The organism is Rhizobium sp. 1399, from assembly GCF_031455475.1.
Lineage (GTDB): Bacteria > Pseudomonadota > Alphaproteobacteria > Rhizobiales > Rhizobiaceae > Rhizobium.
Genome location: NZ_JAVDSU010000012.1, coordinates 138,745 through 151,997 on the forward strand (window position 1 = coordinate 138,745; position 13,253 = coordinate 151,997).

16 protein-coding genes are annotated in these 13,253 nt (G+C 62.6%); 6 read left to right on the plus strand and 10 right to left on the minus strand.

Going from position 1 to position 13,253, the window contains the following annotated elements; translation table 11 throughout:
* The first annotated feature begins 43 nt into the window (after window positions 1-43).
* Complete coding sequence (locus J2X71_RS29470; protein WP_310387828.1) at window positions 44-901, plus strand: MBL fold metallo-hydrolase; 858 nt, start codon at window positions 44-46, stop codon at window positions 899-901.
* A gap of 48 nt (window positions 902-949) precedes the next feature.
* Here J2X71_RS29470 and J2X71_RS29475 read toward each other — a convergent pair whose 3' ends face one another.
* On the minus strand, window positions 950-1,402 hold the full coding sequence (locus J2X71_RS29475; protein WP_310387829.1) for a pyridoxamine 5'-phosphate oxidase family protein: 453 nt from the start codon (window positions 1,400-1,402) through the stop codon (window positions 950-952).
* Between the two features lie 147 nt (window positions 1,403-1,549).
* On the opposite strand from J2X71_RS29475, the gene J2X71_RS29480 reads away from it, so the two are divergent.
* Together J2X71_RS29480 and J2X71_RS29485 are read left to right on the plus strand one after the other, a co-directional pair.
* Complete coding sequence (locus J2X71_RS29480; RefSeq protein WP_310387832.1) at window positions 1,550-1,972, plus strand: helix-turn-helix domain-containing protein; 423 nt, start codon at window positions 1,550-1,552, stop codon at window positions 1,970-1,972.
* A 16-nt stretch (window positions 1,973-1,988) separates the two neighbouring features.
* Window positions 1,989-2,369 carry a DUF4180 domain-containing protein gene (locus J2X71_RS29485; RefSeq protein ID WP_310387834.1) on the plus strand — a complete coding sequence of 127 codons (381 nt, stop codon included), beginning with the start codon at window positions 1,989-1,991 and terminating at the stop codon, window positions 2,367-2,369.
* Window positions 2,370-2,410: 41 nt separating this feature from the next.
* Here J2X71_RS29485 and J2X71_RS29490 read toward each other — a convergent pair whose 3' ends face one another.
* Window positions 2,411-3,403: a squalene cyclase gene (locus tag J2X71_RS29490; protein ID WP_310387836.1), complete on the minus strand. Its 993-nt coding sequence runs from the start codon at window positions 3,401-3,403 to the stop codon at window positions 2,411-2,413.
* A gap of 178 nt (window positions 3,404-3,581) precedes the next feature.
* Between J2X71_RS29490 and J2X71_RS29495 the strand changes: the two genes are divergently transcribed.
* The gene (locus J2X71_RS29495) at window positions 3,582-4,505 is read left to right on the plus strand and encodes a LysR family transcriptional regulator (RefSeq protein ID WP_310387838.1); all 924 of its coding nucleotides are present in this window, start codon (window positions 3,582-3,584) and stop codon (window positions 4,503-4,505) included.
* Here J2X71_RS29495 and J2X71_RS29500 read toward each other — a convergent pair.
* The 3 genes from J2X71_RS29500 to J2X71_RS29510 all read right to left on the minus strand — a co-directional run bounded on the left by J2X71_RS29500 (window position 4,468) and on the right by J2X71_RS29510 (window position 7,531).
* On the minus strand, window positions 4,468-5,205 hold the full coding sequence (locus J2X71_RS29500; protein ID WP_310387840.1) for an SDR family oxidoreductase: 738 nt from the start codon (window positions 5,203-5,205) through the stop codon (window positions 4,468-4,470). The two genes, J2X71_RS29495 and J2X71_RS29500, sit on opposite strands and share 38 nt — an antisense overlap.
* A 111-nt stretch (window positions 5,206-5,316) precedes the next feature.
* Window positions 5,317-6,714, minus strand: a complete 1,398-nt coding sequence (gene chrA / locus J2X71_RS29505; protein ID WP_310387842.1) for a chromate efflux transporter — start codon at window positions 6,712-6,714, stop codon at window positions 5,317-5,319.
* A 1-nt stretch (window position 6,715) separates the two neighbouring features.
* Complete coding sequence (locus J2X71_RS29510) at window positions 6,716-7,531, minus strand: sulfurtransferase/chromate resistance protein (protein ID WP_310387844.1); 816 nt, start codon at window positions 7,529-7,531, stop codon at window positions 6,716-6,718.
* Between the two features lie 265 nt (window positions 7,532-7,796).
* On the opposite strand from J2X71_RS29510, the gene J2X71_RS29515 reads away from it, so the two are divergent.
* Window positions 7,797-8,393 (plus strand): demethoxyubiquinone hydroxylase family protein, encoded by a 597-nt coding sequence (locus tag J2X71_RS29515; protein WP_310388019.1) that lies wholly within the window; start codon window positions 7,797-7,799, stop codon window positions 8,391-8,393.
* Window positions 8,394-8,399: 6 nt separating this feature from the next.
* On the opposite strand, the gene J2X71_RS29520 is transcribed toward J2X71_RS29515, so the two are convergent.
* A complete protein-coding gene (locus J2X71_RS29520) occupies window positions 8,400-9,137 on the minus strand; it encodes an SDR family oxidoreductase (RefSeq protein WP_310387846.1) in 738 nt (245 codons plus the stop codon).
* A gap of 196 nt (window positions 9,138-9,333) precedes the next feature.
* Between J2X71_RS29520 and J2X71_RS29525 the strand changes: the two genes are divergently transcribed.
* Window positions 9,334-9,957 carry a TetR/AcrR family transcriptional regulator gene (locus J2X71_RS29525; protein ID WP_310387848.1) on the plus strand — a complete coding sequence of 208 codons (624 nt, stop codon included), beginning with the start codon at window positions 9,334-9,336 and terminating at the stop codon, window positions 9,955-9,957.
* A gap of 153 nt (window positions 9,958-10,110) precedes the next feature.
* Here J2X71_RS29525 and J2X71_RS29530 read toward each other — a convergent pair whose 3' ends face one another.
* Genes J2X71_RS29530 through J2X71_RS29545 form a run of 4 tightly spaced genes read right to left on the minus strand, consistent with a single transcriptional unit; the run spans window position 10,111 to window position 13,250 of the window.
* Window positions 10,111-10,644, minus strand: coding sequence for an AAA family ATPase (locus J2X71_RS29530; protein ID WP_310387850.1), 534 nt, complete (start codon window positions 10,642-10,644; stop codon window positions 10,111-10,113).
* Between the two features lie 49 nt (window positions 10,645-10,693).
* Window positions 10,694-12,013 carry an ATP-binding protein gene (locus J2X71_RS29535; protein ID WP_310387852.1) on the minus strand — a complete coding sequence of 440 codons (1,320 nt, stop codon included), beginning with the start codon at window positions 12,011-12,013 and terminating at the stop codon, window positions 10,694-10,696.
* Window positions 12,010-12,687 (minus strand): response regulator transcription factor, encoded by a 678-nt coding sequence (locus J2X71_RS29540; RefSeq protein WP_025669134.1) that lies wholly within the window; start codon window positions 12,685-12,687, stop codon window positions 12,010-12,012. The genes J2X71_RS29535 and J2X71_RS29540 overlap by 4 nt, the downstream gene beginning before the upstream one ends.
* Window positions 12,684-13,250, minus strand: coding sequence for a cytochrome b/b6 domain-containing protein (locus J2X71_RS29545; RefSeq protein WP_310387856.1), 567 nt, complete (start codon window positions 13,248-13,250; stop codon window positions 12,684-12,686). Before J2X71_RS29545 ends, J2X71_RS29540 begins: the two co-directional genes overlap by 4 nt.
* Between the last annotated feature and the right edge of the window lie 3 nt (window positions 13,251-13,253).

Sequence of the window (13,253 nt, forward strand, 5' to 3'; positions counted from 1 at the left end):
TCGCTCAGCCGTCTTAACTCCAACTTTTCAAGGAATTGCCACCATGACCTCAAGCCCCACTCCCAGCTTGCGCTATGATGTCCTGACAATCCGCCGCCCCGGCCTCAGCCGCGATGTGCCGGCTGGCGATCCATCCCTTCAGTGGGTCGCCAATTCCGCCACGCTGATCTCGGGCGAACGCGATGCCGTGCTCGTCGATACCTTCCTGACCGAACCGCAGACAAAGACGCTCGCCGACTGGTTGGAAGCAAGCGGCAAGCGGCTGAAGGCGATATACATCACCCATGGTCACGGCGACCACTTCTTCGGCATCGGTGCCTTGCTGAAACGCTTCCCGGATACGAAGGCCTATGCCATATCGGATGTAGTGGAGGCGATGCGCCGCCAGAGCGCACCCGACATGCTCGACGGCTTCTGGCGCAAACTCTTCCCCGGCGAAATCGCCGAGAACATGGCTATCGCCGATGTCCTTGAAGCACCGGACCTGGATCTCGAAGGCCACAAGCTGATCCCGATCGACGCCGGCCATACCGACATGTCGCACTCGACCGCGCTCCACGTTCCCTCGATCGGGCTGATCGTCGGCGGCGACGTCGTCTACAACGGTATCCACTGCTACCTCGGCGAAACCACGCGCGAGAGCCGGCTGCACTGGATCGAAACACTGGACCGGCTGAAAGAGCTGAAGCCGAAGGCCGTCGTCGCCGGCCACAAGATCCCCGAAAATGACGACGATCCTCATATCATCGACGAGACCCAGCAATATCTTCGAGATTTCAACAGGCTAGAGCTGGAAACGACGACGGCGCGAGAACTGTTCGACGCCATGCTGGCGCTCCATCCCAACCGTGCCAATCCCGGCTCGCTCTGGGGCGCCGCCAAGGTCGCCAAGGGCGCCTGACCTTCACGCCGTCAACACCAGGCTGCCGCTTCTGCGCGGCAGGCCGCATCAGAGCGTGACGAGATCGGTGTTCCCGAACCCCTTGGAATAATCAAGCACCGAAATCACCTTCGGCACAACGCGGAAGATGCAGATCTGATCCCGCGTGGGCATGGCGATCGCCAGACCCTCCTGAACCGGATATTTTGCCGGCATCAGTTTGAGCACCCTGTCTGCCTCGTCAGGGTCTTCCACCTTCTCCGCATGCGCGGCCATCGACAGGCCGGTGATCTGCATCAGCTGGCCGGCATCCGGGTTGATCGTCAGCGACAACCTGTTGTCCTGCGTCAGATTGGCGGCCTTCTGGCTGTCCCGGCCGCAGAGGAAATAGAGGGTCAGCCCGTCATTGACGTAGCCGACCGTCGTTGCCTGCGGCCAGCCGTCTGGCCGGAGCGTTGCAACGCTCATGATCCGTTGCCCATCCAGTATCGCCTGGATCGTCTTCCTGATCGCCTCGTCCATCGCCCGCTCCGTTCGGTTTGATCGCTGAAGCATGGCGACTGTGGGGCATTCCGCATTGATCCGTATCAAGGCGAATATCGATCTTGATTATTCCGAAATATTCCTCATTATCCGAAATTAAAATCACGATAGAGAATAATATGGATCATGTCGGAAGAGTTCTACACTGCTGAACAGGCGGCCGAGCGCCTGAAACTGCACCCGAAGACCGTGCTGCGGCTCATCCGCGAAGAGCGTTTGCGCGCCACCCGCATCGGCAAATCCTACCGCATCCTGCGCTCCGACCTCGAAGCCTTCGCCGGTGTCAGCAACAGCGGCCCGGCCCCGCAGGCCGAGGTCTATGTCACCAGCGTCGTTGAGGTGCCCGATCTCTCCGCCGAAATGTCGAACCGCCTGACGGTGTTGATGCAGGCCATGCTGATCTCGCGGCATCGCCGTCCGCACGCAATGCAATTCAACGCCGCCTATGATGCGGAACGGCAGCTCCAGAAATTCATCCTGATCGGCACGCCGTCGGATACGGCGGAACTGTTGAACAACCTGGACGCTTATCTGAAGGCGCTCCGCTGACCAGAAAGGACATTCCGTGAGCAATGATATCAGGCTCTCGCACGGCTTTCGCGTGCTCCTCCGCAATCCCGATGGCAAGCCGTTACCGGCTGAAAGCGGCATCAACGATCTGATCGGCCACGCACTTGGCGAAGCTGTCGATTGGGTGGTGCTGCCGGTCGCCTGCCTGCCCGAGGGTTTCCTGACGCTCCGCTCAGGCATTGCAGGTGCTGCGATCCAGAAATTCGTCAACTACAAGGTTCGTATTGCCATCATCGGCAGGATCGATGCGGAGCTTGCCGGTAGCAACGCCCTGCAAAGCTTTGTCCTTGAAGCCAATCGCGGCACGACCTGCTGGTTTCTCGATACGATGGAAGAGTTCGAGGCCAGGCTTTCGGCCTTCAGCACACCGGCATAAACCACTTATTTCGCTGGACAATGCCGGATGTCGCAACGGCTTCACGCAACGGCATGTTCAGCCTGCCGGCCATCCCACCATTTCAGCACCCTGAGGGCCCTGAGCGTCACCCAGCGTGAGGGCTCTCCCTCTCCGTCATCCATCACGAACCAGGCCCTGCCGGACACGCGCCAGTCGAGCGGCCAGCGTCCATCCTCCAGTTGCCGTAAGCGGAGGTATTCGACTGCCTCCTTCAGCCGCATATCGGGCGCAGCCCCTGTCAGCAGGCTTGAGGCGCGAAAGTAATCGAGCGCCCGCAGCACATCGAAGCGCCAGCGGTTCGGGTGCAGGAACTGCATGAACTTCTCGTCGACCGGTTCGCCGGTGCTGAGCCGCCGCATCAGGTGCCGCGCCAACAGATAATCCTCGCCCGACCGTCTTGCCTCGCGCGATTGCTCCGTGCCGCCGGTTGCCCGCTCATATTCCAGCAACCCTTCCAGCACATTGATCGTTGTGTGGAAGGACGAGCGCATCGAGCCATTTGCCCGCTCGCAGTTCCAGCCGCCATCCGACTGCCGCTCGCCGAGTAATCTTTCTACGATGGGCGAAACATCGACACCGAAATAGGCGCCGTCGCCAACCGTGCGGCCATTGATGCATTCCTCCACCTCGCCCTCCCAGAAGGGCTGCCCGCCTTCGTCCCAGCGGCAATTGCCGCCGATGAGCGCGACAGTTCTCCTTGCGCTCTCGGAGCGCGGATCGAGCCCGAATTCACGAAGCTGCGTCAGCGAAAAATTCGTCGCCGTCCAGGGCTGGCCGGTCGCCTCCCATTCCTCGCGCGTGAAATCGCTGGGAAGGAACGAGCCGCCCGCCCATTGCCCATCGGCATCCTGAAAGGACAATAGTCTGGCACCCCACCCCTCCCGCTCGACCTTCTGCCGCTCGGCGGACCAGACGGGTTCGGGCGCATCCAGCAGATCGCGCAGCACCTGCCAGCGGATGGCCGGGTCGGAGGCGAGCAGCCAGTCGATCACGGATGTCTCTGAGGCTGGCATCGGCAAGGCTCCCTTTTGCTTGCAAATACCGACGCAGCTTGGCCAAACCGGCGGCTGCCGTCAACATTACTGGACCCGGCGCGGAGGTGTGACGCCCAAGCGGAGAGACTCCCTCTTCGCACCGCCGCCTGATATAGGCAGCGAGTGCCCATCCTTGCTGGGGAGCACGGAGCCCGAGATGAACCCACGACAATTGAAAACCTTCCTTGCGGTCGCAAAGCACGGCAATTTCACCCGTGCCGCTGGCGACGCGAACCTCGCCCAGTCGAGCCTCAGCGACCAGATACAGGTGCTCGAAGAGGAATTGGGCGTACAGCTTTTCGAGCGCTCCCGACAGGGGGTGACGCTGACACCGGCCGGTGACACGCTGAAAGCCTATGCCGAGGAGATCCTGGCGCTGAACGACGAGGCGAAAGCGGCGATCCGTGCCGCCGCCGGTCTTGGCGGACAGACGCTTGCGATCGGCACACTAGAAACCGTCGCGGCGGAGAAGCTCGCTCCCTTCCTGTCGCGCTTTCGCGGGGCCCATGCCGATATCGGCCTGACGCTGAAGATCGCCGGCAGCGGTGAATTGCAGCGCCGCCTGGAAGACGGCTCGATCGATATCGCCATCACCTTCGATCGCGGAGAACAGGACGAGCGGTTCGTGACCCGCCTCGTCTCGCGCGAACCGCTGATGCTGATTGCGGGCCGCAATGCCGGGGCGATACCGCCCGGGAACCTTGCGGACCTGAGCCAGCTACCCTTCATCGCCACGGAAACCGGTTGCGTCTATCGCCGCCTGTTCGATACCGCCTTTGCCGAAGCTGGCATTGCCGCGCCCGATATCGTCACCCAGGCCGACAGCATCCAGACGATCATCCGCCTCGTAGCATCCGGCGCCGGCTACGGTCTTGTCCCGCGTCTGGCCGCCAATCCGGCCGTCGAGCGCGGCGATGTCGCGGAACTGCTCTGGCCGGGCGACACGCCCACCGCCTCGCTCATCATGCTGTGGCGGCGCCGGCGGGTGCAGCCGCCGGCGCTTTCCCTATTACTCGCATCGGCGAGCGAGGATTTCCGGCCGGTCAGGCCAGCCGATGCCCGCCTTCGACGTGCAGGATAGTGCCTGTCGTAAAGCCGTTGCCGATCAGGAAGCGGATCGCATCGGCAATATCCTCTGGACGGCCGACACGGCCCGCCGGCAAGCGCTTCGCCATCGCGTCCAGCGTCGCCTGCTTGGCGTCACCGGCAACGAAACTCCAGATCGGCGTATCCACCCATCCCGGCGATACCGCGTTGATGCGCAGAGGCGCAAGCTCCACGGCAAGCGCCCGCACCAGCCCTTCCAGCGCCGCATTGACGGCTGCAACAACCGAACCCCGCGCCGCCGGCCGATAGGCCGCCACGCCTGACGTATAGGTGATCGAGCCAGACGGCGGCAGGCACGGCGCGCCGTATTTGGCGAGCAGCAGCGGCCCGTAGAACTTGCTCTCGATAACCCGCTGAGCCGCCGAAAGCTGCAGATCCGGCAGAAGCTGGTAAGCCCCGTCGATATCCGCCGCCGTGCTGACGATATGATCGACCGGCCCGCAATCGCGGAAAAAGACGGCAACCTCCTCCTCCCGCGTGAGATCGAGGACCGTGGTCTTAAGATCAGCAGGATCGCCGAGCTCCCGCCGCGCCGCCTCAAGCCTCTCGGCACTGCGCCCGGCAATCGTCACCCGCGCCCCTTCGGCCAGCAGCCGCTGCGCCAGCGCCAGCCCCATGCCGGAACTGCCGCCCACGATGATAATCTCTGCGCCTTCTATTTTGATGTCCGTCATCTGCATCTCCTTCTTGGCTGGGAGAGCAGATGCCTTGCGCCGGACCGGAAGAAAAACGGAAGAAACCGATGGTGCCATCGGTTCTTCCGATGATGCGGCTGCCGGTGAACCTCAGGCCGGCCAGACCATCCCGGCCACTGCGCAGCCGAGCAGGACCGGAATGACCGCCAGTTTGAACCGGAAGATCGCGATAGCTGCCGCAAGGCTCAGCAATAGCGATGGCAGCGACAGCGACGCCCAGACGGGCAGCTCGATCGAGAAGAGTCCAAGGCTGTGAACTTCGGCGCTCCGGAACAGGAAGTGCAGGCCGAACCAGATCGCGAGATTGAGGATGACGCCGACGACGGCCGCCGTGATGGCCGACATCGCGCCTGCCAGCGCAGCATTGCCGCGCAGCTTCTCGATGAAGGGAGCGCCGAGGAAGATCCAGAGAAAGCAGGGAACGAAGGTTACCCATGTCGTCAGGACGGCGGCGATCGTGGCTGCGGTCATCGGATTCAGGCTGCCGGGATCACGATAGGCTCCCATGAAGCCGACGAACTGGAGAACCATGATCAGCGGCCCGGGAGTCGTTTCCGCCATGCCCAGACCATCGAGCATCTCGGTGGGCTTCAGCCATCCGAAATGCTGGACGGCTTCCTGCGCGACATAGGCAAGCACGGCGTAGGCGCCGCCGAAAGTCACCATCGCCATCTTGCTGAAGAAGACGCCGATCTGCGTAAAGATATCGTCGGGTCCGAGGAAGAGATAGAGCAGCAGCAGCGGCAGCAGCCAGAGCATCAGCAGCACCGACGAGATCCTCAGCGACCAGCGGAGGTTCGGTCGCGCGTGATCAGGTATCTCCTCTCCGAGCAGCGCGTCGGCGTCGGACAGAACCGCGCCGCCCGCCGACCTGTGCCCGCCGCCGCTCTGGAACAGGCGGGAGCCCGACTTCGATCCCAGGAAGCCGATGATGGCGGCTGAAAGGATGATAACCGGAAAAGGCACATGGAGGACGAAGATCGCCAGGAAGGCGGCTGCCGCTATCCCGATCATCGCCCTGTTCTTCAGCGCGCGGCCGCCGACCCTGACGACCGCCTGAATGACGACGGCAAGCACGGCCGCCTTCAGGCCGAAGAACAGCCCCTCGACGGCATCGACGCTGCCGAGGGTCACGTAGAGGTAGCTCAGGGCCAGAATGGACAGGAAGCCGGGAAGCACGAACAGGATGCCCGCAACCAGACCGCCGGCAGTCCGGTGCATCAGCCAGCCGATATAAATGGCAAGCTGCTGCGCCTCCGGTCCCGGAAGCAGCATGCAATAGTTCAGCGCATGCAGGAAGCGCTGTTCGCCGATCCACTTCTTCTCATCGACGACGATGCGATGCATGACGGCGATCTGCCCGGCCGGTCCGCCGAAGCTGAGGGCTGAAACGCGCAGCCAGACGCGAAAGGCCTCGCCGAAGGTAACGCCATGCGGGTTTGGCGACGCGCCTGTATCGGGCGTCGCATGGGTGACGGCACTGGTCACGTTAGCCTCCCTTTTTCGCGGAAGGCCAGTTGTGCGTTTCGTCCGTGGCATCGCGGCACCAGCGGTAGAAGGCATCATAGAGCAGCATGCCGGCATCCAGCTGCTTGAGATCGTCAACAAACATGCGCGACAGGCCGAGCGATGCGGCCAGCAGGCCGGCCACTTCAGGGGCAAGGTCCGGCCGGGCGGTATCGGCGCCGCGGACGATCGTTGCGAGCCTCGACATCGGCCCCGAAGCAAGGCCGAATTCCTCGATCATCACATCGAAGGTACAGAGCTCGCCGCGGTGGCTCCAGAAAACCTCCTCGATATCGAACGGCGTGGCACCGAAGCGGTCGGCAACCAGGGCGACGTCTGATGTCGGCACGAAAAGAAAGACCGCCGAAGGGTCGACGAAACGCCGGATGAGCCAAGGACAGGCGATGCGGTCGATCTTCGGACGCGCGCGTGTGACCCAGACAGTCCGCCCCTGCCGGTCGCGCGGCGGCAGCTTGTCGATGGGCACGGCCACGCCGCCGGAGCCTATCCAGGCTTCGAAGCCGCCTTCCAGCACCTCCGCAGCACCCCCGGCATGTCTGATATGGGCGGCCACCCCATGGCTGAGCTTGCCGCCCGCCTGGCAGACGACGATGACCGGGCCGGCGAAGCCAGCAGCCCATTCCGTGACATCGGTGTGAGATTTCCGGATCGAGCCCGGCACAAGCCGCGGATCGCGGGCAAAATCCTCCTCGGTGCGCACATCGACGATGACAGGCGCATTGGGTGTGCCGACGATACGGGCGAGCTTATCTGAAGATATTTCGAGAAATGAAGGCATGACGCGTCCCTCCGTTGTTCGGTTTCGATGGACGCGATTCTTCGGCATGTCGCCTCGTGGGGTGATCGCAACCCCATACAGTTTTTATGCGCGCCGCCGTTTTTCGTGTCAAGCAGCAGGAGGATCATCTCTTTTATGTGATGTTGTGCTGCCGGCCATCGGCGATAAGGTCGAAAAAATACCGCTCATAGACTGTGTCCTGCCATTGACGATCGCGGTGGTAGTATTGCCTATTGCAGACAGGGAAGCCGGGGCCGCGCGGATCATGGACAATCTGCCTGATATCGTCAGCAAGCGTGATCCGGCCGTTACCGTCAGGCGTATCCTCAAGGTCAATCACGCCGGCGAGTTCGGCGCAATCCGCATCTACGGGGCGCAGATCTGGATGGCCCGCCGCCTGTTTCCTGATATCGTGCCAGCGCTTCAGGACATGCGGGAAGACGAGATCAGGCATTGCCGCCTGTTTCGCGAGGCCATGCCCACAAGGGGCGCCAAGCCCTGCCGTGTGATGGCCTTCTGGAGCCTCGGCGGTTTTGTGCTCGGTTTTCTGACGGCGCTTGGCGGGCGTAACATGGTCTGGATCTGCACTGAGGCGGTGGAAAGCACCGTTCATCGCCATCTGGAAGATCAACTGGCCATCCTGCAGACCAGAGACCCGGAGCTTCATGCCCTCATCGCCTCGATCCAGGATGAGGAGCTGGCGCATCTGCACGAGGCCGAGGAAAAGCAGACGGCGCGCGGGCTCAGCCACGCGCTGCTTCTGCCCGTTATCGGCGCGCTCACCGATCTCATGATCTGGCTTTCGACCTGGGGAGATTCGAGCTGGATGCGCGCCGAAATCGCGCGCTTCAGAAAGGCCTAGCGTACATCAGTTCCGCCCCCCATTCGCGCGGATCACCTGCCCATTGACCCAGCCGCTCTCAGCGCTCGCCAGAAACGACACGATCCGGGCAATGTCCTCGGGCTGCCCGAGCCGGCCGAGAGGGATCTCGTTGGTCAGGCGCTGGATCAGCTCCGGGGAGCGGCCGGCGAGCAGCAGTTCGGTCGCAACCGGCCCGGGCGCCACGGCATTGACGGTGATACGGCGGGAGCCGAGTTCCTTTGCAAGGATACGCGTCATCGCCTCCACAGCCGCCTTGGTCGCCGTGTAGACGGCATTGCCCGGTGAATAATGGCCGATGATGCTGGTGGAGAGATTGATGATACGGCCGCCCTCGCGCACCCGCCTTGCACCCTCGCGCATACCGTTGAAGGTGCCGGTGAGGTTCACGGCGATCAGGCGATGGTAGTCTTCGTCGCTCACGTCGGAGAGCGGGCCGAAAGTGGTGACGCCGGCATTGTTGACGAGCACGTCGACGGTTCCGAATTCCGCTTCGGTGCGCTCGAAGAGGTCGGCGACCGCCTGTGGGTCGGAGACATCAGCGCGGAGCGCCAGCGCCCGGCCGCTGGCCGCCGCGATGGCCGAAACCACCTCTTCGGCCTGGGCGGCATTTGCCGCATAATTGACGACGGTATGGAAGCCATCGGTTGCGAGCCGCCTGGCGATCGCCGCACCGATGCCCCTGGATGCGCCGGTGACGATGGCGGTCTTGGTCTCGTTTGACATGTGTGACTCTCCTGTTCCTGCAGCGCGGGTGATCGCAAACATAGCAAGTCGCATGCGCGTCACCGGTCCCGGTAAGGCGCTCGAAGATCTCAGATCCTGCTGTGTTGCCCGATCGCTTGTGCGCTTGATCTGACGCCGGTAATGTGAGCGATAACTCGCTTTCCCGCTACTCGCATTTCAGGCCCCGTTTCCAGCAATGTCCGAAAGCCCCTACGAGAGCCGCTCCTCGCCCAGAAAAGCGCCCAAACAGGCTCGCTCGCTTGTCACGGTAAGCGCGATCGTCGAGGCCGCAGCTCGCATTCTGGAGGAGCGCGGCCACGAGGGTTTTTCCACCAACGCGGTCGCGGAAAAGGCTGGCGTCAGCGTCGGTTCGCTCTACCAATATTTCCCGCGCAAGGATGCGCTGATCGGCGCCCTGATCCTGCGGCAGACGATGTTACTGGTCGGAGATGCGGAAAGTGCTGCCGATCGGCCGACGGGCCAAGAGGCGCTCTCTGCCCTCATCAACCCATGCGTCCACCTCCAGCTTGAACGCCCTGCCCTTGCCCGCCTGCTGGACTATGAAGAGGCGCGCCTGCCGCTCGATGCCGAGACCGAGCAGATCAAGCAACGCTTCTTCGAGCTCACCCGCGATACCCTGCTGCGGCCGGATATGCCGCCGCAGCCCGATATCGATGTCGCTGCGCGCGATGTGGTGGCGATCATCAAGGGCATGATCGATGCCGCCGGCGAGCATGGCGAGGAGGACAGGAACGGGCTGGCGCTACGCGTCAAACGCGCGGTCATCGGCTATCTCAAAACCGCATCGGACAGCGGGTAATTTCAAGAAGAAACCCTCGGTCCGGGAGTGGAATCGAGGGTCTTCATTTGCAGGATCAACGCAGCGATCGCTGGGAACGATCAACCTTTGGGAGGGGAATTAGGTTGCCGCATTGGATAAGGAACAAGCTGCATCGAATTTGGTTCCCGGAAATTACACGGCCTGCAGCTGGCTCAGCAGAAAATCCGCCCGTGCGGCGACATCGACCCTCGGGAGAGTGACGACCTCATAGCCGATTCCAGGATAGGCCACGGTCAGTCGATCATATTCGGCAACCGCTTCTTCAAAACCGTGCCGTCGCTCCGGGTCATTGACATAGATCTCCGGCCAGGGTGGCGTCAGGAACACCGTCTGGTGATAACGATGCCGGTCCCGCAGCGTCTCCAGCACCGCTTCTCCGGTAGCGGCCTGGAGCGCGGCGGCGGCATCGATCAGGCCGCGATCGAAAAACGTCCAGCCCGCCTGCGCCTCCGCCAGTTTCTGATCCTCGAGCGCCATCGCGATCGCCCGCCGGGCAAAAGCCACCGGATCGACCCAGGGCAAGGCTGCGCCCTGCCCGGCCAGTTCATCTTTCACGATCCGGCGTCCGGGCTCTTCGACGGTGGCATAACCGCGCCGGGAAAGCTCTTCGAGCAATGTTGATTTCCCGCCACCCGAACAGCCGGAAATAACGACGGATTTGATCATGGAACCCTCGAAAAACAGATGATGTAAAGGAAGCGTGGTGCAGATGCGGCTATGTGCCGACTTCCAGATCGAAGATGTGGCCCTGCCTGCCGGCAGAGCGGCGAAGCGAACCCCGGTGGATCGCGGCAATGCGCTCCACGATCTTCAGGCCGATTCCAAGGCCGTCCGTATGGGCTGTGACATCGCACGCTTGCCGGATACCGGCGAGATGCCGATCCTCGACGCGGATCAGATTGCGGCTGACCCGCACGACGATATCGGTATGCGCGGGCGTGTGGCGGACGGCATTGTCGATCAGGTTGCGCACGGCATCCTTCAGCAGGGCCGGCACCCCCTGCACGATGGCGGCATCCACCTGCGCGGAAAATTCCAGCGAGTGATCGTTTTCATAAACCCAGGGCGCCAGCTGCTCCACCACGCTGGATGCAAGCGCCACGAGGTCGACCTCCTCGAACATGCCGTGATCGAATGTATCGAGCCTCGCGAGCGCGGTGATCTGGCCGACGAAGCGCACGAGGTCGTCGAGATCGGCTTCAGCCTTTCGCGCCCGTGGATGGTCGATATGGCCGAGCTCCAGCTTGATTGCCGCAAGCGGCGTGCGCACCTCGTGCGCGATGCCCGATGTCAGGATCTTCTGGGATTTCATCAGCTCGCCGACACGCTCGAAGGCCCGGTTGACCGCCTCGGCAAGATGAGCGATTTCCCGTGGCATTTCCTGAAATTGCAGATGCGAGCGGGAGTCCATCGGGTCGATCCGTTCGGCCGCCTCGGCCGCAATCCGTACCGGTTTCAGCGCCTGGCGCACGGAAAGCAGGGTGGCACCGAGCACGAGCACCAGCAGAATGCTCATCGGCACGATCATGTGTTCGAGCACCTCATTCCAGAAGACGTCCGACAGCACGTCCTGCGGATCGCCCGTCGTCGCGACATCGACGACGAAGCGCCGCCCGCCGACCGTAAAGGCGCGCCCGCCCACGAGCGTCAACGGCTTGCCGGGCTTGAGCGATCGCAGCCAGAAATCCGGAGGATTGACATCAGGCGGCAGGAAGCGGCTCTCGCAGGCGGCATCGCAGGATTGGAAAACCAGCCCGCCGTCGGCCTCGCGGATGCGGGCCACATAGCCGGTCTGCGCCTGGCTGTAGCGCCCCTCGACACTTTCGGGAAGCCGGTAGTGGATTGTGCCATCCTCCACAGCAATGCCGGAGGCGAGCCGCTCGGTTTCCTGCTCCACGAAGAGCCGCGAGAGCTCCCCGACATTCCAGTAATAGTCGGAGAAGATCACGGCGAGCTGCAGCACCATGGCCAGCACCGCAAAGAAGGCGATCCGCCGCGCCAGGATCGCGCCCAGTGTCGGCGATATCTGCTTCACGCGCGCGCCTCCCGCATCATGTAGCCGACACCCCTGACGGTCTCGATCAGCGCCTTCGTCGGATGCCCCTCCAGCTTCTTGCGCAGTCTCGAAACGGCAAGCTCGACGGCATTGCTGCTGCGTTCGTCGCCGAATTCCGAGAAGGCGTGCTCGATCTTCGGCTTGGGCACCACCCTGCCGCCATTGCGCATCAGCAGTTCGAGCAGCCCCTTTTCCGAAGGCGCAAGCGCAATCTCGGCGCCGGCACAGATCACCCGGCGCGAGGCGACATCATATTGAAGTGCGGCATATTCCAGGACCGGCATAATGGTTGCCGGCGCGCGCCGCGTCAGCGCGCGGATGCGGGCGATCAGCTCACCGTTGTGAAACGGCTTTACGAGATAGTCATCAGCGCCGGCATCGAGCCCGGCAATGCGTTCGTCGATCGCCCCGCGTGCAGTCAGCACCAGAACCGGCATCTGCACCCTTGTCGCCCGGAGCGACCTCAGGAAGGCGATCCCGTCCTCATCAGGCAGGCCGAGATCGAGAAGCAGCAGGTCGTATTCCGCTTCCTGCAATGCAAGCCGCCCCTCCTGCGCGAGCGCGAAGGCATCGATCTTCCAGCCGGCATCGCGGATGGCTTCGCAAAGCAGTTCGCGAAGCCTGGGACTATCCTCGATCAGCAGTATCCTCATGCCTTCTTTCGACCCGTGACCATCGACCAGACGAGGTTTTCCCTGTGCCTCCAGCTTTCGACGATGGCCGCACCGGCATGGACGAAGGCAAGCACCATGATGCCGTTTGCGATGGTGCCGTGCAGTTTCTCCAGCCACTTTTCGCCCCAGAAGGCGTCGAGCGTCGTCATCCAGCCGGTCAGCGCAGTTGCCGCCAGCAATGCCATCAGGAGCAGCATCATAACCGATGCCAGCGGATTGTGACCAAGGTAACGTTTATCATTGCCATCGATCATATCGAGGATCTGCTCCATGACCCTGCGCGGCGTCGGCAGGAAATCGGAAAAGCGAGCGTGTTTTGTACCGACGAAACCCCAGAGAATACGAATGACGATTGCCGCAGCAACGACATAACCCGTGAAGCGGTGCCAGTATTTGCCCTCTTCGAGAAAGAAGAGGTTGAGCGTGCAGGCGGTAACGATTGTCCAGTGAAACAGCCTGACGACCGGGTCCCAGACCCGGATCGTCTGGCGGGCGGTATCGGAGGGCTCAGCGCCCTCCTTCTTCGACGAGATGGCCGCCATCGC

Coding starts and splice junctions, on each gene's coding strand:
- J2X71_RS29470 (WP_310387828.1), top strand. CDS start 44: ATGACCTCAAGCCCCACTCCCAGCTTGCGCTATGATGTCCTGACAATC.
- J2X71_RS29475 (WP_310387829.1), bottom strand. CDS start 1,402: ATGGACGAGGCGATCAGGAAGACGATCCAGGCGATACTGGATGGGCAA.
- J2X71_RS29480 (WP_310387832.1), top strand. CDS start 1,550: ATGTCGGAAGAGTTCTACACTGCTGAACAGGCGGCCGAGCGCCTGAAA.
- J2X71_RS29490 (WP_310387836.1), bottom strand. CDS start 3,403: ATGCCAGCCTCAGAGACATCCGTGATCGACTGGCTGCTCGCCTCCGAC.
- J2X71_RS29495 (WP_310387838.1), top strand. CDS start 3,582: ATGAACCCACGACAATTGAAAACCTTCCTTGCGGTCGCAAAGCACGGC.
- J2X71_RS29500 (WP_310387840.1), bottom strand. CDS start 5,205: ATGACGGACATCAAAATAGAAGGCGCAGAGATTATCATCGTGGGCGGC.
- J2X71_RS29510 (WP_310387844.1), bottom strand. CDS start 7,531: ATGCCTTCATTTCTCGAAATATCTTCAGATAAGCTCGCCCGTATCGTC.
- J2X71_RS29515 (WP_310388019.1), top strand. CDS start 7,797: ATGGACAATCTGCCTGATATCGTCAGCAAGCGTGATCCGGCCGTTACC.
- J2X71_RS29520 (WP_310387846.1), bottom strand. CDS start 9,137: ATGTCAAACGAGACCAAGACCGCCATCGTCACCGGCGCATCCAGGGGC.
- J2X71_RS29525 (WP_310387848.1), top strand. CDS start 9,334: ATGTCCGAAAGCCCCTACGAGAGCCGCTCCTCGCCCAGAAAAGCGCCC.
- J2X71_RS29530 (WP_310387850.1), bottom strand. CDS start 10,644: ATGATCAAATCCGTCGTTATTTCCGGCTGTTCGGGTGGCGGGAAATCA.
- J2X71_RS29540 (WP_025669134.1), bottom strand. CDS start 12,687: ATGAGGATACTGCTGATCGAGGATAGTCCCAGGCTTCGCGAACTGCTT.
- J2X71_RS29545 (WP_310387856.1), bottom strand. CDS start 13,250: ATGGCGGCCATCTCGTCGAAGAAGGAGGGCGCTGAGCCCTCCGATACC.